The 20921-nt window shown below is 35.0% G+C and carries 21 protein-coding genes; 11 read left to right on the forward strand and 10 right to left on the reverse strand.

The window, feature by feature from the left end; all coding sequences use genetic code 11:
* Window positions 1-26: 26 nt before the first annotated feature.
* The 3 genes from dnaE to ACZ098_RS05895 form a co-directional block, all read right to left on the reverse strand.
* Window positions 27-4565, reverse strand: coding sequence for a DNA polymerase III subunit alpha (gene dnaE, locus ACZ098_RS05885; RefSeq protein ID WP_487310812.1), 4539 nt, complete (start codon window positions 4563-4565; stop codon window positions 27-29).
* Between the two features lie 283 nt (window positions 4566-4848).
* Window positions 4849-5235, reverse strand: coding sequence for an RNA-binding regulator (gene rbp, locus ACZ098_RS05890; protein ID WP_487310813.1), 387 nt, complete (start codon window positions 5233-5235; stop codon window positions 4849-4851).
* 134 nt (window positions 5236-5369) lie between these two features.
* Complete coding sequence (locus ACZ098_RS05895; RefSeq protein WP_487310814.1) at window positions 5370-6086, reverse strand: DUF6252 domain-containing protein; 717 nt, start codon at window positions 6084-6086, stop codon at window positions 5370-5372.
* Between the two features lie 179 nt (window positions 6087-6265).
* On the opposite strand from ACZ098_RS05895, the gene ACZ098_RS05900 reads away from it, so the two are divergent.
* The 4 genes from ACZ098_RS05900 to ACZ098_RS05915 all read left to right on the forward strand — a co-directional run bounded on the left by ACZ098_RS05900 (window position 6266) and on the right by ACZ098_RS05915 (window position 9691).
* Window positions 6266-6820, forward strand: coding sequence for a 30S ribosomal protein S16 (locus ACZ098_RS05900; protein WP_487310815.1), 555 nt, complete (start codon window positions 6266-6268; stop codon window positions 6818-6820).
* A 12-nt stretch (window positions 6821-6832) separates the two neighbouring features.
* Window positions 6833-7357 carry a ribosome maturation factor RimM gene (rimM, locus tag ACZ098_RS05905; protein WP_487310816.1) on the forward strand — a complete coding sequence of 175 codons (525 nt, stop codon included), beginning with the start codon at window positions 6833-6835 and terminating at the stop codon, window positions 7355-7357.
* 121 nt (window positions 7358-7478) lie between these two features.
* The gene (locus ACZ098_RS05910; RefSeq protein ID WP_487310817.1) at window positions 7479-8192 is read left to right on the forward strand and encodes a tRNA1(Val) (adenine(37)-N6)-methyltransferase; all 714 of its coding nucleotides are present in this window, start codon (window positions 7479-7481) and stop codon (window positions 8190-8192) included.
* Window positions 8193-8425: 233 nt separating this feature from the next.
* The gene (locus tag ACZ098_RS05915; RefSeq protein ID WP_487310818.1) at window positions 8426-9691 is read left to right on the forward strand and encodes a DUF2130 domain-containing protein; all 1266 of its coding nucleotides are present in this window, start codon (window positions 8426-8428) and stop codon (window positions 9689-9691) included.
* Window positions 9692-9811: 120 nt separating this feature from the next.
* Here the strand turns inward: ACZ098_RS05915 and ACZ098_RS05920 are convergent, their stop codons facing one another.
* The 7 genes from ACZ098_RS05920 to ACZ098_RS05950 all read right to left on the reverse strand — a co-directional run bounded on the left by ACZ098_RS05920 (window position 9812) and on the right by ACZ098_RS05950 (window position 15039).
* On the reverse strand, window positions 9812-10405 hold the full coding sequence (locus ACZ098_RS05920) for a hypothetical protein (protein ID WP_487310819.1): 594 nt from the start codon (window positions 10403-10405) through the stop codon (window positions 9812-9814).
* 433 nt (window positions 10406-10838) lie between these two features.
* The gene (locus ACZ098_RS05925) at window positions 10839-11261 is read right to left on the reverse strand and encodes a hypothetical protein (RefSeq protein WP_487310820.1); all 423 of its coding nucleotides are present in this window, start codon (window positions 11259-11261) and stop codon (window positions 10839-10841) included.
* A 171-nt stretch (window positions 11262-11432) separates the two neighbouring features.
* Window positions 11433-11831 carry a hypothetical protein gene (locus ACZ098_RS05930; RefSeq protein ID WP_487310821.1) on the reverse strand — a complete coding sequence of 133 codons (399 nt, stop codon included), beginning with the start codon at window positions 11829-11831 and terminating at the stop codon, window positions 11433-11435.
* Between the two features lie 21 nt (window positions 11832-11852).
* Window positions 11853-12461 carry an REP-associated tyrosine transposase gene (locus ACZ098_RS05935; RefSeq protein WP_487310822.1) on the reverse strand — a complete coding sequence of 203 codons (609 nt, stop codon included), beginning with the start codon at window positions 12459-12461 and terminating at the stop codon, window positions 11853-11855.
* Between the two features lie 152 nt (window positions 12462-12613).
* A complete protein-coding gene (locus ACZ098_RS05940; protein WP_487310823.1) occupies window positions 12614-13120 on the reverse strand; it encodes a hypothetical protein in 507 nt (168 codons plus the stop codon).
* A 272-nt stretch (window positions 13121-13392) separates the two neighbouring features.
* Window positions 13393-13878, reverse strand: coding sequence for an Imm44 family immunity protein (locus ACZ098_RS05945; protein WP_487310824.1), 486 nt, complete (start codon window positions 13876-13878; stop codon window positions 13393-13395).
* A 288-nt stretch (window positions 13879-14166) separates the two neighbouring features.
* On the reverse strand, window positions 14167-15039 hold the full coding sequence (locus ACZ098_RS05950; RefSeq protein WP_487310825.1) for a hypothetical protein: 873 nt from the start codon (window positions 15037-15039) through the stop codon (window positions 14167-14169).
* A gap of 321 nt (window positions 15040-15360) precedes the next feature.
* Here ACZ098_RS05950 and ACZ098_RS05955 point away from each other — a divergent pair, with 321 nt between their 5' ends.
* The 7 genes from ACZ098_RS05955 (at window position 15361) to ACZ098_RS05985 (ending at window position 20858) form a co-directional block, all read left to right on the forward strand.
* Window positions 15361-15567 carry a hypothetical protein gene (locus ACZ098_RS05955; RefSeq protein WP_487310826.1) on the forward strand — a complete coding sequence of 69 codons (207 nt, stop codon included), beginning with the start codon at window positions 15361-15363 and terminating at the stop codon, window positions 15565-15567.
* A gap of 50 nt (window positions 15568-15617) precedes the next feature.
* Window positions 15618-17264 carry a tetratricopeptide repeat-containing sensor histidine kinase gene (locus ACZ098_RS05960; RefSeq protein ID WP_487310827.1) on the forward strand — a complete coding sequence of 549 codons (1647 nt, stop codon included), beginning with the start codon at window positions 15618-15620 and terminating at the stop codon, window positions 17262-17264.
* An 11-nt stretch (window positions 17265-17275) separates the two neighbouring features.
* On the forward strand, window positions 17276-17944 hold the full coding sequence (locus ACZ098_RS05965) for a response regulator transcription factor (protein WP_487310828.1): 669 nt from the start codon (window positions 17276-17278) through the stop codon (window positions 17942-17944).
* Between the two features lie 249 nt (window positions 17945-18193).
* Window positions 18194-18748, forward strand: a complete 555-nt coding sequence (locus tag ACZ098_RS05970; RefSeq protein WP_487310829.1) for a transposase — start codon at window positions 18194-18196, stop codon at window positions 18746-18748.
* Window positions 18749-18999: 251 nt separating this feature from the next.
* The gene (locus ACZ098_RS05975) at window positions 19000-19728 is read left to right on the forward strand and encodes a hypothetical protein (protein WP_487310830.1); all 729 of its coding nucleotides are present in this window, start codon (window positions 19000-19002) and stop codon (window positions 19726-19728) included.
* A gap of 37 nt (window positions 19729-19765) precedes the next feature.
* The gene (locus tag ACZ098_RS05980) at window positions 19766-20014 is read left to right on the forward strand and encodes a hypothetical protein (protein ID WP_487310831.1); all 249 of its coding nucleotides are present in this window, start codon (window positions 19766-19768) and stop codon (window positions 20012-20014) included.
* 37 nt (window positions 20015-20051) lie between these two features.
* Entirely contained in the window at window positions 20052-20858 is an 807-nt protein-coding gene (locus ACZ098_RS05985; protein WP_487310832.1) for an endonuclease/exonuclease/phosphatase family protein, read from the forward strand.
* Window positions 20859-20921: the final 63 nt, after the last annotated feature.

Here is a 20921-nt window from a genome sequence, read left to right on the forward strand (position 1 = left end):
AATATTGCTTTCCAAATGTAAGAATTTTAATTCAATCTAAAATTAACATCTAATTTATCCAACTCATTTAAAAGTTCGTTAGAAATAGCTACTTTTAATCTCCTACTCGACATTTCTAAGGTCGTCACTTTCTTGACTTGTTCAGCAACAGCAACAGGTGTTTCGGCAATTTCTTCTTCTAAAGTGTCATTTACATCTAAGTTCTCTATATCAATGTCATCATCGCTGTTGGTTGCAATCAGAACGGGTTGGATGGCTTGAACAACCTCAACTGGTTTTGCAACAATTTCAGTTTCTATAACTTCAAAACTAACCGATTTATCACCTTCATTCGCTCTAAAAATCTCATTCAATTGCTGAATGAAATGCTGTTGTAAATCGTAAATATTCAATTGAATAGATAGCTTTTTAGCAAATGTTGGTAAAACATCGGCCAATAATTTAGCATCTTGAAAAGTAATTTGTGGATCCGATTTTTTTCCGGTTTCGCGATTCACCCAACCGTCTTTGACTCCTATTTTGAAATAAATAAATTGATTGTTTACCAAGAAATGACGAAATTTCAAATATTCTTCGTTAAATATTCTGAAATCGTGGCTTTCATCATAACCTTCAAGCGTAAACATGGCCCAATCTTTTCCGTTTTTTCCTGTTCGGTATTGCACATTGGTTACAATTCCGCCGAAAGTTAGATTTTTACCAATCAATAAATCCAAACTCTTAAGATGTGCTAATTTTACATTACAAAAATGTTTCATTTCAAACTTATAATCATCCAATGGATGACCCGAAATGTAAATCCCAACAACTTCTTTTTCTTTTGCCAATTTCTCCATCGTACTCCATTCTTCACAAGGTGGTACAACTGGTTCGGCGATTTGAACATCACTGCTTTCGCCAAATAAACTGACTTGCGAAGAATTTTCATTTTCCTGAAACTTTGATCCATAGCGGATGGCTTTTTCTAAAAATGTAATTCCTTCGCCTTCAATATGAAAGTATTGCGCTCGGTGTGTTTCATTAAAACAATCAAATCCGCCTGCAAATGCTAAACTTTCAAAGGCTTTTTTATTGGCAGCACGCAAATCTATTTTCTTAGCTAAATCAAATATCGATTTGTATGCAGCGTCTTTTCTATTTTGTACAATCGTATCAACCGCATTGGCTCCAACGCCTTTCACTGCGCCCATTCCAAAACGAACCGCATAATTATCATTTACCGTAAATTTATAAAACGACTCATTTACATCCGGACCAAGAACGGTCAATCCCATGCGTTTACATTCTTCCATAAAGAATGAAACTTGCTTGATGTCGTTCATATTATTGGATAAAACCGCAGCCATATATTCCGCTGGATAATTGGCTTTTAGATAAGCCGTTTGATATGCAATCCAAGCATAACAAGTGGAATGCGATTTATTAAACGCATATTCGGCAAAAGCTTCCCAATCTTTCCAAATCTTTTCTAACTTTTCTTCAGAATGACCTTTGGCTGCAGCTTGGGAAATGAATTTAGGTTTCATTTTATCCAAAACGTCACGTTGTTTTTTCCCCATCGCCTTACGCAAAACGTCGGCATCACCTTTCGAGAAATCAGCTAATTTTTGCGACAAAAGCATTACTTGCTCTTGGTAGACTGTAATTCCGTACGTATCTTTTAGTAATTCTTCGCAGGCATCTAAATCATATACAATTTCTTCCTCACCATTTTTACGTTTAATAAAACTTGGGATGTACGCAATTGGACCTGGACGATACAATGCATTCATGGCAATTAAATCGGGAAAAACCGTTGGCTTTAATTCCTTCATGTACTTTTGCATTCCCGGACTTTCGTATTGGAAAATACCCACTGTTTCACCTCGTTGAAAAAGCTCGTAGGTCTTTAAATCATCAATTGGAAATGCATCAGGATCAATATCTTTTCCAGTTCGATATTTTACAAGTTTTACTGTGTCTTTAATTAAGGTTAGGGTTTTCAATCCCAAGAAATCCATTTTTAATAGTCCGGCGCTTTCTACAACCGAGTTGTCAAATTGGGTAACATATAAATCAGAATCTTTAGCCGTTGCTACAGGAACGAAGTTGGTAATATCGTCTGGCGTGATAATTACACCACAAGCATGGATTCCGGTATTTCTTAAATTTCCTTCTAATATTTGGGCTTGCTGAATGGTTTCACCTCCTAAATCGGAAGCTTTTCCAAGTGCAATTAATTCTTTTACTTTATCAAAATCTTCTGGACGCAAAGCCGCTTTTAACTTGGCATCGTCCATAGAAAATATTTTGGCCAAATTCAAATTGGTTGGAATCAGTTTGGCAATTTTATCCGCTTCAAATAAAGGCAAATCCAAAACTCGCGCCGTATCACGAACCGATGATTTTGCAGCCATCGTACCGTAAGTAATAATTTGCGCTACTTGTTTGGAACCGTATTTATTGATCACATAATCCATTACTTTACTTCGACCTTCATCATCAAAATCGATATCAATATCGGGAAGTGAAACCCTGTCTGGATTTAAGAAACGCTCAAAAAGCAAATTGTACAGCAACGGATCGATATTGGTAATTCCGAGACAATACGCCACAACTGAACCTGCTGCCGAACCACGACCTGGGCCAACCGAAACGCCCATATTTCTAGCTTCGGCGATGAAATCTTGAACAATCAAGAAATAACCTGGATAACCAGAATTTTCAATAGTTAGTAATTCAAAATCAATGCGTTCTTGAATTTCAGGTGTAATTTCAGCGTATCTGCGTTTTGCTCCTTCGTATGTTAAATGATGTAGAAATTTATTTTCACCGCGTTTCCCAGCATCTACTTTATCTTCTTCAACCAAAAACGCTTCTGGAATATCAAATTTTGGAAGCAACACTTCACGAGCCAAATTGAAGATTTCTATTTTGTCTACAATCTCGGTAATATTGGAAATGGCTTCTGGTAAATCAGCGAACAATTTTTTCATCTCTTCGCTCGACTTGAAATAATATTCTTGATTAGGCAATCCAAATCGATAACCCCGACCGCGACCAATTGGCGTAGATTGCTTTTCGCCATCGCGAACACAAAGCAAAATATCGTGAGCGTTAGCGTCTTCTTTATTAATATAAAACGAATTATTCGTCGCAACCGTTTTTACATTGTGCTTTTTGGCCAAATCAATTAAAGTTGCATTCACTCGGTTTTCATCTTCTTGATTGTGACGCATCAACTCGATATACAAATCGTCGCCAAACTGTTCTTTCCACCAAAGCAGCGCTTCTTCCGCTTGATTTTCCCCAAGATTTAAAACTTTATTTGGAATTTCACCATACAAACTTCCCGAAAGCACAATAACGTCTTCTTTGTATTGTTTGATGATTTCACGGTCAATTCTTGGCACATAATAAAAGCCATCGGTGTAAGCAATGGAAGACATTTTAGCTAAATTATGATAGCCTTTTTTATTTTTTGCTAGTAAGACAATTTGATATCCGTTGTCTTTTCTTGATTTATCTTTATGATTATCGCAAACGAAAAACTCGCAACCAACAATAGGTTTTATGATGGTTTCTGATGGCGATTCGCCTGCTTCAACTGCTGCTGCATTTTTAGCCTCGGCTGATTTATTGTGATTGATGATATCTCTAACAAAATGAAAAGCACCCATCATGTTTCCGATATCGGTCATGGCTACGGCTGGCATTTTATTTTTTACAGCGGCAGCAACTAAATCTTTTACAGAAACAGTAGACTGCAAAACCGAAAACTGTGTATGATTGTGAAGATGAACAAACTCTGAGTCGATGAGAATTTGCTTATTTTCGGATAATGTTTCTTTAGAAATAGGCACGTTTCCTTTTTCGCCAAATTGCTGACGAATTGTATCGGAAGCCTCTTTAAGATTGATGTGCTTCAGACCAATTAACTCAATTGATCTCGGATTTTTGAGTTGAAAATCTTCAAAATATTCGGGTTCAACATCCAGTTCTTCTTTGGTAAAAATTTCAGTTCGAATTAATTCTAAGAAACATCGAGTTGTTGCTTCAACGTCGGCAGTTGCGTTGTGTGCTTCTGCAAAGGGTTGGTTGAAAAGATATTGATGTAACTCAGTTAATGTTGGAAGTTTAAATTTTCCACCACGTCCGCCAGGCAATTTTAAAAGTGATGCGGTTACTTCGGTACACGTATCTAAAACGGGCATTTGCGTCATTGGCGAATCGATTCCTAATCGGTAGAATTCGCAACCCATGATGTTAACGTCGAAACCTACATTTTGCCCAACGATGAATTTGGTTTTCGAAAGTGCTACATTGAACTTTTCTAAAACTTCTTGTAATGAAACACCTTGTTGTTGTGCTAATTCGGTTGAGATACCGTGAATTCTTTCGGCATCGTAGGGAATATTGAAACCATCTGGTTGTACCAAATAGTCTTGATGCTCGATAAGATTCCCCATTTCGTCGTGCAGTTGCCAAGCAATTTGAATACACCTTGGCCAGTTGTCTGTATCAGAAATTGGTGCTGCCCATTTTTTGGGTAATCCGGTGGTTTCGGTATCGAATATTAAATACATAGTTTTCAAAAATCAATGTCAATTGCAAAAATCAATAGCAAAAAAAATGCTGATTTTTGACTTTGTTCAAAAGTACAATTTACAAAATAATTTATGAATTTTAGTTATTAACAAAAGGAAAAATGAAGGACTAACTAGCCCTGATTGACTGGACGCCGTTTTTTTTAACGGCTGGAAGGAAAGCAGGAAAATGGATTGCTGATAAAGCCCGAGCCATTCGCTCCTAAATAAAAAAACCACTCGATTTCTCGAATGGTTTTCTGTATAAAATTTAGGTTTGGAATTAGTATCTTCCTCTGTTTCCACCACCATTATTGTCTCTATTTCCGCCACCGTAACTTCCGCTACCGCCACCGCGAGAATTTCCACCACCATTGTAACCACCACCACTAGGACGGTTGTTGTTGAAAGATCTTCTTTCTCCTTCTGGTTTTGGTTCTGATTTATTAACCACAATAGTTCTACCGTCAACAGTAGCACCGTTTAATTCTGTGATTGCTTTTTGTGCCTCTTCGTCGTTTTCCATTTCAATAAAACCGAAACCTTTACTTCTTCCAGTAAATTTATCAGTAATAATTTTAACAGAAGCAACAGTTCCGTATACTTCAAAAGACTCTCTTAAATCTGCTTCGTCTATGCTAAACGGAAGGCTTCCAACAAAAATATTCATAATATTATTTTAAAATTTGATTACAAAGGTAACTTAAATAAACTGATACTCAATCTTAATTGGGAATATTTAACTTAAAAATAAAAACCAACCTGTTGATAGGTTGGTTTTTAAAGATATTTATATAGGTTTGGTTAGGGTTGCGGTACTATTGGAACTTTATAAAATTCGCCGTATTGGAAATTTACAACCGCACCACCTAATGGATTGTTATCGACATTGACTGCATTGAATTTGAATTTTCCTGAAATTGTTCCGTTTTCAACACTTTCTATAACTATTTCACCGTTGCTTCCTTCAATATTCAAAACTCTAAAGCTAGCATTAGCGTCTCCACCTGAAATGGTGATTACATCGCCTGGAAGATAGTTGTTTCCTGGAGAAGAAAGTTTTACATCAGTTACTACTCCAGCCGAATTAACGATAGTACGCACTGTTAATCCAGTTCCCGAACCTCCTGTTGTAGCTACGCCTGAAGAAGCAGTGTAGCCGCTTCCGCCAGAAACTAAAGGCATTTCTATTTGTGCAACACTACCCGAAATAATGTTGGTAGCATAATACAAATCGATATCGTTGAAATTGGAAGTATATTCGGCGCTAATATTTTGGTTGGTAGTTCCCAAATAATAAGTTCCTACGTTAGAACTAGGCAGACTTAATACAAGTTCTTCACCTTGAGCAAGACCTTCTAAAGAAATTGCTCCCGAAGTTGATTGATACGCTCGTATATCGATTGCTCTAAAAAGCACATCGTCACGGTAAGCTTGAAAACCAGGTGTATTGAACTTAACTTCTTCTTGACAAGATGAAAATGCAACTGCAAGTACGAAAAGGGAAACTATTTTTTTCATTGTATAAGTATATTTACGTTTACAAAAATAGTTTTTTTGAGTAATTATTGATATTTTTTTTGAACAAAAATCAATTTAGTTGTAAATTTAACACATCTATTAGTTTGAATGAAAAACTTTTATATCTTTGCACCCTTAATTAATCGAGGTCGAGAACCTCACAATTTAATCACAAGATTATGTCAGTAAAAATTAGATTACAAAGACACGGTAAAAAACAAAAACCTTTTTACTGGATCGTAGCTGCAGATGCACGCTCAAAAAGAGATGGTAAATTTCTTGAAAAATTAGGAACTTACAATCCAAACACCAATCCTGCAACTGTAGATTTAGACATTAACAAAGCGGTACAATGGTTACACAATGGTGCACAACCAACTGATACTGCAAAAGCTATTCTTTCTTACAAAGGTGCTTTATTGAAACACCATTTAGATGGTGGTATCCGTAAAGGTGCTTTAACTCAAGAACAAGCTGATGCTAAATTGGCTGCTTGGTTAGAAGAAAAAGCTGGTAAAGTAGATGCTAAAAAAGAAGGTTTGACAAAAGCACAACAAGAAGCTAGAGCGAAAGCTTTAAAAGCTGAAAAAGCTGCTAATGAAAAACGTGTAAATGCTGCGGCTGAAGCTGCTAAAGCTGCTGAAACTCCAGAAGTAACTGAAGAGGAAACTGTTGAAGCTTCTACTGAAGAAACTCCTGATGCTGAAGAAGCTAGCGAAGAAACTGAGGCATAATTAAGAGCGATTATGCGTAAAGAAGATTGTTTCTATCTAGGCAAAATCGCGAAGAAATTTAGCTTTAAAGGTGAAGTTCTTATCTATTTAGATACAGACGAACCAGAATTATATGAAGATATGGAATCAGTATTTGTTGAATTCAACAAAAATCTGGTTCCATTTTTTATTGAAAATTCATCACTGCATAAAAATGATTTTCTTCGTGTAAAATTTGAAGACACCGACAATGAAGAAGATGCCGATAGAATAATTGGCTGTGAAGTTTATCTTCCACTAAACATGTTGCCGAAACTTGAAGGCAACAAATTTTATTTTCATGAAGTTATTGGCTTTGAAATTGAAGACAAGCGTTTGGGCGTTTTTGGCAAAATTGTATCCATAAACGATACATCAGCGCAACCTCTTTTTGAAGTTATTAATGGCACTGTAGAAATTCTAATCCCGATGATCGATCAGTTTTTAGTGAAAATTGACCGTGAAAATAAGAAAGTTGTTATGGACTTACCAGAAGGATTGGTTGAAATGTACCTTTAATTGGATTTGTAGAATCGCTACGGTTTTAGATTTTTAGATACTCTGCGCTCATAGATTTTTAGATTCGCTTCACTTTTAGACAAATAATCCAATCATCAAACAATCTAGCAGTCCAAAAAAAATGTCCACATTCAATTTCAAACAATTCTCCGTTCAACAAGACAAATGTGCTATGAAAGTTGGCACCGACAGTGTCTTACTTGGTGCTTGGTGTCCAACAGATAATAATCCGTTTTCGGTTTTGGATATTGGAGCTGGAACTGGAATCTTATCGTTAATGTTGGCACAAAGAACGAATGCTGAACAGATTGATGCTTTAGAAATTGATGAAGAAGCCTACGAACAATGTGTTGAAAATTTTGAAAACTCACCTTGGTCCGATAGACTATTTTGCTTTCATGCAGGTTTAGATGAATTTGTAGAAGAACCGGAAGACGAATACGACATCATCATTTCAAATCCGCCATTTTATTCTGAAGATTTTAAAACTTCCAATCCACAACGAGACACCGCTAGATTTCAAGACGCTTTGCCTTTTGAAGACCTCATCGATGCTGCCGATTTACTTCTGTCAGAAAATGGCATTTTTGCTGTTGTAATTCCATCTAAAGAAGAAGAACGATTCATCGACCTGTGCGCTGAAGTAGAACTTTTTCCTGTAAAAGTTACTCGTGTAAAAGGAGCACACACGACTCCAATAGTACGAAGTTTACTTGCTTTTAAAAGATACGAGCTTTCGGTTTTGGAAGCCGACGAACTTGTTGTTGAAATAAACCGTCATGAATATACCGACGACTATATTGCGCTGACCAAAGATTTCTATCTCAAAATGTGATTGTTGTAAATTTAAAATCAATTTAGATCATTACTTTCAAAAACACGCTTAACACTTTTTTAAAATAGTAAACGTAGTAACCTACAATTGAACTAAATCAATTACAGTTACTATAACTAGTCGCATTAAGTTCAGTTTCCTAACAAACGGCTCAAATTTTAGCACCTCTATCTTTACTAATATCCTAAAAATTCAATACATTTGAACGTACTAAAATCAAATATAGTCCAACTATGAACGAGATCATTTGCCCGCACTGTAACAAAGCTTTCAAAGTAGATGAAGCCGGTTTTGCCGAAATTGTAAAGCAAGTACGCGACCATCTGTTTGAAGAAGAACTTCAAAACAGGTTACAACTTGCCGAGAAAGAAAAAGAAAGTGCTGTAAAGTTGGCAGAAGCTACCATTAGAAATTCGTTTCAAGAATATTTGAATAAAAAAGACAAAGAACTGCAGGAACTAAAAACCCAAACCGAACTGGCCAACGCAGAAAAACTCAACAAAAAAGAATCTGAAATCGCACAGCTTAAAGCTAAAATTGACAATGTTGAGATAGAAAAAAAGCTCGCAGTCAACGAAGCGGTTCAGAAAATTGAAAAGGAAAGAGATGCTTTGGCAAACGACATTAAAACCAAGGACCTTGAAAAGCAAAATCTTGAAAGCACTTTAAAGCAGCATTTTACAGCCGAATTGCAAAACAAAGAAGCCATCATAAAATACAAAGACGAAGAAATTGCTCGGGTAAAAGACATGAAACTCAAACTATCTACCAAGATGTTGGGTGAAACTTTAGAACAACATTGCGAAACCGAATTCAATAAATTACGAGCCACTGCTTTTCAGAACGCGTATTTCGAAAAAGACAATGATGCGAAATCTGGAAGTAAAGGTGATTTTATTTACAAAGAACACGACGAGCAGGGAAACGAAATTATTTCGATCATGTTTGAAATGAAAAATGAAGGCGACGAAACGGCAACAAAAAAGAAAAATGAAGATTTTCTAAAAGAATTGGACAAAGACCGAACAGAAAAAAAATGCGAATATGCCGTACTAGTTTCTTTATTAGAAGCCGACAGCGAATTTTACAATACCGGTATTGTAGATGTATCACACAAATACAAAAAAATGTATGTCGTAAGACCACAATTTTTTATTCCAATAATCACATTACTTCGAAATGCTTCGATGAACTCATTACAGTACAAAGCGGAACTGGCTTTGGTAAGAAGTCAAAACATCGACATCACCAATTTTGAAGATAAAATAAACAAGTTTAAAGATGGCTTTGCTAGAAACTATGATTTGGCAAGCCGCAAGTTCAAAGATGCTATTGACGGAATAGACAAAACCATTAAAGAATTGCAAAAAACCAAAGACGCATTACTGTCTTCAGAAAACAACCTCCGCTTGGCTAATGAAAAAACCGAAGACCTTACCATTAAAAAATTAACACACGGTAATCCAACAATGAAAGCTAAATTTGACGAGCTAGAATAACAACTCTAGCTACTTCTTCATTTTTAACAAGACTGTAAAACATAAAACGCACCAATAAATAGTGGTGCGTTTTTTTGTTTTTAGTCAATGTAATAAGATTGACCAAACAAAGTCGGTTCGTCAAAATAAACATTTATTTAAATTAATTAAATCGATAAAATTAATTTCTTTAAAATCAAACTTAGTAAAATTTTCATTGATAAAAATTTCATTTGTAATAAGGAAAATCTTACTGTGATAACCCATAATTTCAGAGTCATATTTGCTGATTTTCCCATTACAAATACTTCCCTTGATAGCTGAGTAATAAACTATAACATTCGCTTCATGGGCTTTATATTTATACTTCATTGAAAGTATTTCCTTTTTATTTCTTTCTATGATGTTAAAATTTTTTTCTAAAAGATCATGATTTATTGAATCAAATTTAAAAGTATCGTTGGAAAAGGATTTATAGATATTTATAGTATCGCATAATTTACATGAATTAACTTGAGAATCAGAAAAATCGTTAAATAAAACAGGAGATGCTTCCCCTAAAGGTTTCCTTAAAGAATCTAATTCTATAATTAAAAATTTTCTTTTAAAAGGATGTAATTTAGTTTTACTTTTAATGTCGATACTTATCAATAAATAATTTTCTTTTATTTGGCTATTTACATAAATCCATTTAAATAAAATAAACAAAACTGCAATTAAATATTTTTTTTTCATATCATATTTTTTTTAACCCCAACTGCCGCGCGAATCCTTTCGCGTGGTTCTAAAATATAAAAGTATTAAAAAAAACAACAGCTACCGCGCGAATCCTTTCGCGTGGTTCTAAAATATTAAAAAAACACAAACACCAACTGACCAATTATCCCAGCTGCCACGCGAATCCTTTCGCGTGGTTCTACAATTTAAAATATTGAAAAACAGAACCCAGCTACCGCGCGAATCCTTTCGCGTGGTCTTACAATTTAAAATATTGAAAAACACAAACCAAAAATACCCCTATCCCCTAACTTACCGCAGCTCTTTGTAAGCACGATTATTTTAAGAACACTTTGCCAATCTGGTTTAAAAGTAAATGGATGATAAATATTTACGAAACTAATTACTATACAATATAATTTATGTTGAATTTTTTATTCACAAAAAAATATTATGGTTTAAACCCTGCTTGTATTATTTTTACTGAATCAGTAACTTTATCATTGAAATATATTATGGAAAATTTTGGCTCTACACTCGAAAGATCAATTCTATAATAATTATTTATGTACTGCTTTCCTGAATTGTGTATATACTCATTTGAATAAAACTTTTCATCGTTAAAATAATAAAAATAATTAGCGCTTGTAAAACTTCTTCCTGATACTATCTCATATACTTTGCCTATAGTCTCAATTTTATTATCATTAATTAATTTATTTTTATTTTTTCCTGTACGAAAAGACCAAAAAATTAATAGTCCAAAAAGAAGAAAGAATAATAAAGCGGGGATTGTTGTTTTTTTACTCACATTTATAATTTTTTTATTATCACTTTTTTTATCATTAAAAGATTTGTCAATCTTGAAATCCATAAAAGAGACTATTATTATTTTTATATCTTACCCAACTTCACAAAGTCTTCCTTGTCTGCAATACGCTACACAAATATCTCTTGACGCTGCGCACTTTTCCTAAGCACGATTATTTTAATTAGAAGTCTTTGTGGAGCTAGTATTGGATTGCACTACAAATAATTTACTTTTTCATTTGAAAGATTTATGAAGGTATTTTAATCCATAATCCTCGTCCATTTTTTTGATGACTATAAAGTTTTGCATTTGACGTTTTACTGAAACCTCAAATTTTTCATCTTGATTGCCTTTAAAAAGAGTATCCGAAATAGTACCGTTTTCTGAACAATTAAGCACTACATACTTAAACTGCTCCGCTTTATTTCGTAGAAAAATTCTACCACCTATAGATAATTTTCCCTTTTTTATCAAACAATGTTCTATTGTTGGAGAAATCAAAAACTCTCCTAATTTTAGTGTAATATTTTCGAAGCGCTGCTTTTCCTTAAACCAAATAACTTTCGAATATTTACCATCAAAATCGCAAATATAAAAAGATAAAAGTGAAGCTAAAATTAACAAATGTTTCATAAACTAAATTTATACAATTATTTAATATACACAAGCTACCGCGCGAATCCTTTCGCGTGGTTCTAAAATATAAAAATATTGAAAAACACAAACACCCTCTAATATTCCTTTTTCACCTGCGTAGTCAGGAGCGCTACTGTATTTGTAATCTTCTGGTCTAAACACAATACCTTCTTCAACTGGATTGTTATGAATATAATCTATTTTTTGCTGAATTATAGCATTACTCCATAATTCGATTGGCTTGTTGTCATGTCGCCAAAATTGAAAATTAGTAGTATTTGAACTTCTTGCACCTTCTTTCTTAAAGTAGTCTAATAAAAATTCTTTTCTGCTTTCTCTCGGATTTTCTTGAATTGCTTTGATAATACTTCTGCTTGTAAATCTTTTAAAATCTCCTAATAACAATTCTGGTTTTTGATTATCAATACTTCTAAAAATTAAATGTACGTGATTGGTCATAATACACCAGGCATGAATTTCCATGCCTTTACTTTTTTGACAAAATTCTAAGCTCTCTACAAGCAAATCTTTGTATTCGTTTCTCGTGAATACATCTAACCAACCCACCACTGCAAAACTAACAAAATACAATCCCTCAGAATTATAGAACTTGTAATTTCTACTCATAACTTGTTCTCTTAACCAAAATTAATACAAACTTTCAATGTTATCAAGAACCACGCGAAAGGATTCCCGCCGTAGCTTGGGGCTGCAATTGCGCAAAACGGTTGTTAGCAGCAGTACTTTTATAGTTTAGTTTTACTACTATCTAACGGAAATTATTTCGTCATGTATTTATAAAAAAGTTGGTTTAAATAAATATAAGACTCCTTTTCAATTGGAAGTTTTATATCTTTAAAACCAGATTCGTAATAGAAAGTAGGTAAATTAAATTTACATTCTGTAAAACTTTTCAACGTCAAACAAAAGAACAAATATCTTTCTCCAGCTTTTTCAACAACATCATTTTTACAAATATCTTTTTTAAATATATTGTCTAAAACATCACATCTTTTGATCAATTCATTTTTATCTATTTTATATTCTACAAGTTGTGTTTTCACATTTAAAATTTCCGAAACGATAAATATTCTATATTGATTTTCTAACTTATTTATAACCATATAATCTTTATCAATATTATAAATTAAATAATCGGATGTCTTTAATTCATCCGAAAGATATACTACAACATTTAACGGATTATAAATGTTCATTGTCCTTTCCTGAGCATAAGGCATCAAGATAAAAAAAAGTAAAGCGATAAAAGTCAATTTCTTTTTCATCAAATTATTTTCAAAGAGTGATTTTTTGGAGTAGTGCCCCCAGCTACCGCGCGAATCCTTTCGCGTGGTTCTAAAATATAAAAGTATTAAAAAAAACACCAGCTACCGCGCGAATCCTTTTGCGTGGTTCTACAATTTAAAATATTGAAAAACAGAACCCAGCTACCGCGCGAATCCTTTCGCGTGGTCTTACAATTTAAAATATTGAAAAACACAAACCAAAAATGCCCCTATCTCCTAACTTTCTGCAACTTTTCATAAGCACGATTATATTAATTAGAACGCTTTGCTAAGCTGATTTCATTTCCTAAAAAAATTTCTAAATCAGAAAGGAATTTGTCGCTATCAAATCCTTTTATCTTTTTATTTAAAAAAATTTCCTTTGCCATTTTTAATATTTCAGACCGTATATATATATATCGTTTTGCATTATCACTATTTATCATCTTGTTAAAATCTAGTTTTATTTCATATTCAAATGATTTTTCTTTTCTATAAATTTTTAATGGTCTCACATTAAAAAACATTTCGAAATCTTTTGATACACAAATAACTCCAATATATAGTTTTTCTATACACATTCCATAGTTTTTATCTGCAAAATAAAAATTTAGTTCCTCTTCAATAGTGATAATAATTGAGGAATCATCATTGCTAAATTCTCTTGAAAACTGTATACCAAATCCTACTAACATATTATATTTTATATTATTACCGTAAATTTTTGCTTCTTGTAAGCAACCAACCCAACTGCACAAAGTCTTCTTTTTTTAGCAACACGCTATACAATTATCCCCAGCTACCGCGCGAATCCTTTCGCGTGGTTCTACAATTTAAAATATTGAAAAAGACAAACCCCAACTGCCCAATTATCCCCAGCTACCGCGCGAATCCTTTCGCGTGGTTCTAAAATATAAATATATTAAAAAAACACAAACCCCAACTGCCCAATTATCTCCTAACTTTCCGCAACTTTACATAAGCACGATTATTTAAATTAAAACTCCTTCCAGTGTCGAAAACACCATCAGTTGTCAGTCAAAATATCAGTTGCACGACTTCACATATTTATCGATAATATAGTTTGTAACTGGCCGTAATGCCTTGCCCGTTACCGGATGCAATCCGTGAGAAGTAAAATATTCTGGATTACCATTAACTCTACAATACCAAATTACAGCTTTTGTTCCTTTAAAAAAAGCTGTTGTATCACACACCGCAATCTTTTTTAGTTCAAACACTTCATCATCATAAGGTGTGACCTCAGCAACACTACCAATCCGATTTTCCGCACTAGTACAACTAACTTTTTCATAATGATCGCCATTCCATTGCATGCAGTCATCAGAAAAAAATAAGGATTTAGACGTATAGCCAACAAGAAAAACGCACACAACTACTAAAATTAAAATACCAATCCGCTTCCTAAAATTCTTGTCCACTGGATTCGCAATGGGTTGCACTTCCATGTTCACACTTGCGCTTGACAAAGCTATTCCTGTTTCCGCCTCTTGTTTAGTCAAATCTCCAAACACTTCTTCAACAGTACCAATTGCAGATTTACTAAATTTTGTAAAAGGTCTCGGATTAAAATCGACCAAAATTGCGGCCATATTGATTGCTTCTGGATCAGACAAATCGGTTGCTCCTTTTAAGAAATTTTCAATAGGTCTAAATTTATCGGTTGCCGCTTGTAATTTATTTTTAGCTCCTGCACTAAATTCAAATCCAAAAAACAGTTCAAAACACCTCAAGTCGCTGGGTTTACTATTGTTCCTAAACCGCTCAACACACAATTTTCGCAATTGCGCTCGAGACGGAACAATCAAAAAACTCGAATAGTGTTTTCCTTTTTCTACTTCAAATTGTGCTCTTATGGCACTCTTATAAGCTTCAAGAGCATCTTGTGTTGTGGTCATAATTAGGAATTTTTAGGAACAGTAGGAATTTCAGGAATTCCCTATAAACACTACCACAAAAACCACATTCCTTTGCCTCAGAATTAGTTCTTGATCTATTTCGCGATAGGAACAAATGTACAAAACTGATTCTAAAAAAGTGACGCACTACAGAACTGATTTTTATTCAGGGAAGTGTACTTAAAAGGTTCTGTAGCGGCGCACTTCACTTCCCACAAAAAAACTGAGTACTCAAAAAAAGTAACAGATTTCTCTGTAAACCCAGCTTTCGAGAATACCTCGAACAGCCCAACTTATGTTCAATTTTTAAAAATCAATACCATGAAAAAAATACTATTTATTGCCTTTGTGGCAACAGCAACCATAGCAGTTTCTTGCACAAGTGATTCAGATGCACCAACGCCTGCTCAAGGAATTCACCAAATTCAAAATGACGACACGTTAGCATCCAAAGAAGGCGACACGTTACCTGCCGATACTGGTGGTCAAGGCGGACAAACGCCACCACCTCTACCACCAAGAAAATAATTAAAAAAGATTTATTTTACTTTCTAAATTAAAATCAATAATTTCGGGAAATGATATTCAAAAAAATATTTTTCCCGATTTTTATTGGTCTATTCATCTTAAACTCTTGTGTGAAAAGTGAAGCCGATCTGCCTTCCAACGACCTCTTTTATGAGTATGTCGAAAAAGCCAGTACATTCAATTACAATCAAAAATACGACAGTGCCTACCACTACTTTCTGAAAGCTAAACAAACCTGTACTCCAGAAGAAAAAGACCGCATTCTCTATGCCTTGTACAACATAGCCGATATCCAACAAATACGATGTGACTTTGCCGAAAGTGAAGCCACTGCAACCGAAATTATAAAAACCTATCCAGAATACAAACACCTGTACAGCACCTACAACCTGCTAGGATTATCCTTCCTAGAACAATATAATTTCGATAGCGCACTCAAGTACTTCAACTTGGCCATAAAATCGAATGCTACCGAAAAAAACAAACTAGTCTACCTCAACAATATCGGATACACCTATCTCGAAGCCAAAGAATTTGGTAACGCGCAACAAATCCTTGCTAAAGCACTAGTGCATGATTCACTGGCTAGTAACCCAACAAGCAATGCCGATATACTCGACAATCTCGGTTACGCCTATTTCAAATTGAACAACCCCAAAGCAATCAACTACCTTAACCAATCATTGCACATTCGAAATAGCCTTAAAGACCATTCCGAATTAATTGCCTCCTACATACACCTTTCAGAATATTATCTCAATTCCAATCCGGTGCTGGCTCAAGATTTTGCACAAAAAGCCTACAATTCGGCTACCGCGATCAACAGTCCAGACGATCGCATTGAAGCTATAAAATTCCAAATTGCCTCAAGCACTTCCAATGATGTAAAACAACTTGCATTGAAACAAATGCGCATTTCCGACAGCATTAATAAGGTAAGACAAATATCCAAAACCAAATTCGCCAACATCAAATACAACTTCGATATTGCCCAAAAAGAAAGCGAAAAACACAAAACACAAAAACAACTCTATCTACTGCTGTTCCTTTTTGCCTCTACCATTTTCTTGCTAATTTTCTTCACCATTCGTTCTCGAAACCGAAGAAAACTTAAAATCATTTCCTACGAAACCGAAACCAGAATATCCAAAAGACTCCACGACGAACTCGCCAACGACGTCTTTAACGCACTCACCTATGCCGAAACGCAAGACCTACAAAATAGCAGAAAAAAAGAACAGCTACTAGAAGACCTGGACGCTATTTATACTCGAACCAGAAACATTGCTAAAGAAAACAGCGACATCGATACAGGAACTTATTTTCAAGACAATTTACAAAGTATGATGGCAAGCTACAGCACTGCCGATGTAAACGTGCTTATTCAAAATACAAATACTATAAATTGGACTTCCGTAAAAAAAGAAGTAAAAATTGCAATCTATCGTACGTTGCAAGAATTAATGGTCAACATGAAAAAGCACAGCCAGTGTTCGGTGGTGGTAATAAGGTTTGACAGCACTAAAAAGCACCTCACAATCAACTATTCGGATAACGGAATTGGCACCTCCGAAATGTTAAAATTTAAAAATGGACTCCAAAATGCGGAAAACCGTATTTTAGCCCTAAAAGGAACACTTACTTTTGAAACAGAATCAGGAAAAGGATTCAAAGCGCAAATCATTGTACCACAATAAAAAGAAAAGCTATGTTTAAAAAAGTACTTGTCGCCGAAGATTTTGACAGCATCAATATCGCCGTAAATCATACCTTAACCGCCTTGGCTGTTACCGAAATCCATCATGCCAAATACTGCGACGATGCCCTATTGAAAATAAAAAAAGCACTGCAGGATAACGAACCCTATGAATTACTAATAAGCGATTTGTCTTTCAAAACCGACCACCGCAAAGTACAACTAGCATCGGGCGAAGACCTCATCGAAAAAGTAAAACTACTGCAACCCGACATCAAAGTCATTGTATACTCCATCGAAGACAAAAATTTTCGGGTCAAAGCACTGTTCCACAACCTCAACGTCGATGCGTATGTGCACAAAGGCAGAAAAAGCATTACCGAACTCAAAGCAGCAATAAAAACTATTTTTAAAGAAGACAAAAGCTACATTTCGCCCGATTTTGCGCATTTCCTGCAAGACAAAGTAATCCATGAAATCGACAATTTTGACGTGCAACTCATCAAGCAACTCGCCAACGGCTTGGCACAAGACCAAATAGAAACCAAATTCAAAGAACTCGGCATCGTACCACACAGCAAAAGCGCCATCGAAAAAAGATTGGGCAAACTAAAAGATTATTTCAAAGCCAACAACACCGTGCATCTTATAGCTATTGCAAAGGATTTGGGTATCGCATAACAACTTTTTTTATTTTTTTTTTACGTTTTACGGTTTTCCGTAGAATAGACATTTTTATTGGGTTTAAGTTTACCGAAGTAGTAATTGAATCCATTTAAAATGAAAAAAATTACGTTACTTTTATCTGTGTAAAGTTAGCACAGCTCGCAACCTATCCGTATAGAATAACAAAAAGTAATTGATATTTTTTTTATGTTTGTATTAAATCCATAAGTATCCATTATATCAGCCAATTAAAAATTAAAAGCCATGAAGAAGAGAAAATCCAATCGTTTAAAAGGATATGATTATTCAAAGAATAATTTATATTTTGTTACAAATTGTGTTAAAAATAATTTGTGTTGTTTTGGGCGTGTGGAATCCGTAGGGACAGGTCGCGACCTGTCCGTGCATCATCCCCAAATTAATCCCCAAATCCAAAATTCAGAAGAAAAATATAGAATGAAATTAAATCAATATGGATTAATCGTTGATGAGAAAATTAATTGGTTAATGAATCAATATGAATATGTGGATATTCATAATTATATAATTATGCCCAATCATTTCCATTTAATTTTAGAAATTGATAGTCAAAAGTTGAAGGGTCAAGACGTTAAAATTAAATCGCTTTCTAGTCTTGTGGGAGCATTGAAAACAACATCTTCAAATGAAATTCATAAAGCTGGATTTGAAGATTTTGCTTGGCATCGTTCGTTTCATGATCATATCATTAGAGATGAAAAAGCATATCAAAATATTTCAAACTATATAGATTTGAATCCTCAAAAATGGTTTGAAGATAAATTTTACAGTAAAGTTTAAAACAATTCTAATTGTGTTGGTTGAGTTTCTTTGGGTACTTCGGCCTAACCGCACTCCGCAAAATCCTAAGCTTCTTAAGCTCTACGAAGTCTCCTGACATCGGAGCACAACAACAAACGCCTCCATAAAACCGTATTTCCCTACACCACAAAAATAAAATCTAAATATGACACTACGGAAAGGTATTCAGTATAACAAATAGAAAACACTATTTTAAATTTGGTTTAATAGTAATTTAAAACCAATTTAGTATGCCCATCAATGAAACCGGACATTATAAAAATGTCGCCAACCTAAACCTACTAATAGGATACATCACATCCTATGGAGCGCAGTACGCACCAACCAAAGAAGCTATTCAACTAGCCAATCTTCAAAACCTCTACCAAAGCGCAAGTCAGCAAATCGCCTTGGTGCAAGATGCCAAAAACAACTATTCTCAAAAAGTAGACAACAGAGAAGTAGCGTTTAAAAACATCAAAAAATTCAGTACAAGAATCGTGGGTAATCTGTCAGGTACCAACGTAACCGAGCAAACCATTAAAGACGCCAAAACCATCAACGCCAAAATTCAAGCTTCAAAAGCCAAAAAACCCAACACCTCCAATCCCGACAACCTCGACCCAACAGCTACAAGCCATTCCACATCAAGACAAAGCTTCGACAGCCTGTACGAAAACTTCAACGACATGGTCAGTCTGCTCAACTCCGTGCCAGGTTACGACACCACACAAAACGAGTTCCTCATTACCGCACTAACCAGTTACGCCAACCAACTGCAAAATGCCAACGAAGAAATTAACACCGCAGTTGTGCTAGTAACCAATAAAAGAATGGAACGCAACAACCTACTGTACACGCCAGCAACAGGATTGGTAGACACCGCACTCGATGCCAAAAAATACATCAAAGGACTTTTTGGTGCAACCAGCCAACAATTCAAAATCATAAACAGCATAAATTTTAAAAATACCAAATAAAAAACCCAAACCATCAAAGTTTTTAATACTAACTTTGATGGTTGTTTTACACTACGCACTACAATTCATAAAACAATACAACAATACATACAAATCAGTCAACTATACATGCATTATATTAAAAACTACTTGCAACCCAACAACAACTAGATTAAAACAAGAAAACACTAGTAGCAACAAACCAACAACTACTTCCATTATGTTACAATATACTATCAAACTGCCAACCACTACTTCCATTATAACAACAGCTACTACCAAACAGCCAACCACTACTACCAAGTAATCAACCACTAGTACCGTTATACAACCCTCTCGTACCAATGCGCCAAAAAATACTGTACCTACTTCTTTTTCTAACAGCAGCAACGCTCCACAGCCAAGTAAAACTGGTATCTTGGAACATCGAAAACCTGGGAAAATCTAAATCCGACAGCACTGTTGCTTTCATCGCCAACACCCTAAAAAACTACGATGTAGTTGCCTTGCAAGAAGTGGTTGCAGGCGATGGTGGCGCGCAAGCCGTGGCCAAACTAGCCGACGAACTCAACAGAAAAGGCGCAAAATGGGACTATACCATAAGCGATCCTACAAGCAGCAGCGCCTATAAAGTAGAACGCTACGCCTTTCTATGGAAAACCGCCAAAGTCAAGAAAATTGGCAAAGCATGGCTGGAACAAAAATACCATTTGGAAATAGACAGAGAACCGTTTTACTGCACTTTCGAATACAACCAAAAGCAATTTACCGTAGTTAATTTTCACGCCATCACAAAAAGCAAACAACCCGAAACCGAAATAAAATATTTCAAGTACTTACCTGCGGAATATCCGAATCTAAATTTGTTGATTGTTGGCGATTTCAATTGTCCACAGTCGCATACCGTTTTCAATCCGTTGAAGAAAATGGGGTACCAATCGGCTTTCAGGAATCAGAAAACATCGCTCAAGCAAGAATGCAAAGAAAACAATTGCCTTGCCTCAGAGTTTGATAACATTTGGTACAAACCAGCCACAATCACCACAACTTCAACAGAGGCAATTCATTTCTACACCAAGTTTGAAACCCTAAAACAAGCAAGGGCAATCTCCGATCACCTGCCTATTGCCATAACATTTTCAATCAAGTAACAGTTCATTACGGTTTTCCGTAAAATACCTACTAGTGTGTCACCTATTTTTACACAAACACAT

The organism is Flavobacterium sp. SP2 (genome assembly GCF_057626655.1).

What these genes read in the sequence shown, in the direction of transcription:
- dnaE (WP_487310812.1), bottom strand. Translation starts at nt 4,565, where the DNA reads ATGTATTTAATATTCGATACCGAAACCACCGGATTACCCAAAAAATGG.
- rbp (WP_487310813.1), bottom strand. Translation starts at nt 5,235, where the DNA reads ATGAATATTTTTGTTGGAAGCCTTCCGTTTAGCATAGACGAAGCAGAT.
- ACZ098_RS05895 (WP_487310814.1), bottom strand. Translation starts at nt 6,086, where the DNA reads ATGAAAAAAATAGTTTCCCTTTTCGTACTTGCAGTTGCATTTTCATCT.
- ACZ098_RS05900 (WP_487310815.1), top strand. Translation starts at nt 6,266, where the DNA reads ATGTCAGTAAAAATTAGATTACAAAGACACGGTAAAAAACAAAAACCT.
- rimM (WP_487310816.1), top strand. Translation starts at nt 6,833, where the DNA reads ATGCGTAAAGAAGATTGTTTCTATCTAGGCAAAATCGCGAAGAAATTT.
- ACZ098_RS05910 (WP_487310817.1), top strand. Translation starts at nt 7,479, where the DNA reads ATGTCCACATTCAATTTCAAACAATTCTCCGTTCAACAAGACAAATGT.
- ACZ098_RS05915 (WP_487310818.1), top strand. Translation starts at nt 8,426, where the DNA reads ATGAACGAGATCATTTGCCCGCACTGTAACAAAGCTTTCAAAGTAGAT.
- ACZ098_RS05920 (WP_487310819.1), bottom strand. Translation starts at nt 10,405, where the DNA reads ATGAAAAAAAAATATTTAATTGCAGTTTTGTTTATTTTATTTAAATGG.
- ACZ098_RS05925 (WP_487310820.1), bottom strand. Translation starts at nt 11,261, where the DNA reads ATGGATTTCAAGATTGACAAATCTTTTAATGATAAAAAAAGTGATAAT.
- ACZ098_RS05930 (WP_487310821.1), bottom strand. Translation starts at nt 11,831, where the DNA reads ATGAAACATTTGTTAATTTTAGCTTCACTTTTATCTTTTTATATTTGC.
- ACZ098_RS05935 (WP_487310822.1), bottom strand. Translation starts at nt 12,461, where the DNA reads ATGAGTAGAAATTACAAGTTCTATAATTCTGAGGGATTGTATTTTGTT.
- ACZ098_RS05940 (WP_487310823.1), bottom strand. Translation starts at nt 13,120, where the DNA reads ATGAAAAAGAAATTGACTTTTATCGCTTTACTTTTTTTTATCTTGATG.
- ACZ098_RS05950 (WP_487310825.1), bottom strand. Translation starts at nt 15,039, where the DNA reads ATGACCACAACACAAGATGCTCTTGAAGCTTATAAGAGTGCCATAAGA.
- ACZ098_RS05955 (WP_487310826.1), top strand. Translation starts at nt 15,361, where the DNA reads ATGAAAAAAATACTATTTATTGCCTTTGTGGCAACAGCAACCATAGCA.
- ACZ098_RS05960 (WP_487310827.1), top strand. Translation starts at nt 15,618, where the DNA reads ATGATATTCAAAAAAATATTTTTCCCGATTTTTATTGGTCTATTCATC.
- ACZ098_RS05965 (WP_487310828.1), top strand. Translation starts at nt 17,276, where the DNA reads ATGTTTAAAAAAGTACTTGTCGCCGAAGATTTTGACAGCATCAATATC.
- ACZ098_RS05970 (WP_487310829.1), top strand. Translation starts at nt 18,194, where the DNA reads ATGAAGAAGAGAAAATCCAATCGTTTAAAAGGATATGATTATTCAAAG.
- ACZ098_RS05975 (WP_487310830.1), top strand. Translation starts at nt 19,000, where the DNA reads ATGCCCATCAATGAAACCGGACATTATAAAAATGTCGCCAACCTAAAC.
- ACZ098_RS05980 (WP_487310831.1), top strand. Translation starts at nt 19,766, where the DNA reads ATGGTTGTTTTACACTACGCACTACAATTCATAAAACAATACAACAAT.
- ACZ098_RS05985 (WP_487310832.1), top strand. Translation starts at nt 20,052, where the DNA reads ATGCGCCAAAAAATACTGTACCTACTTCTTTTTCTAACAGCAGCAACG.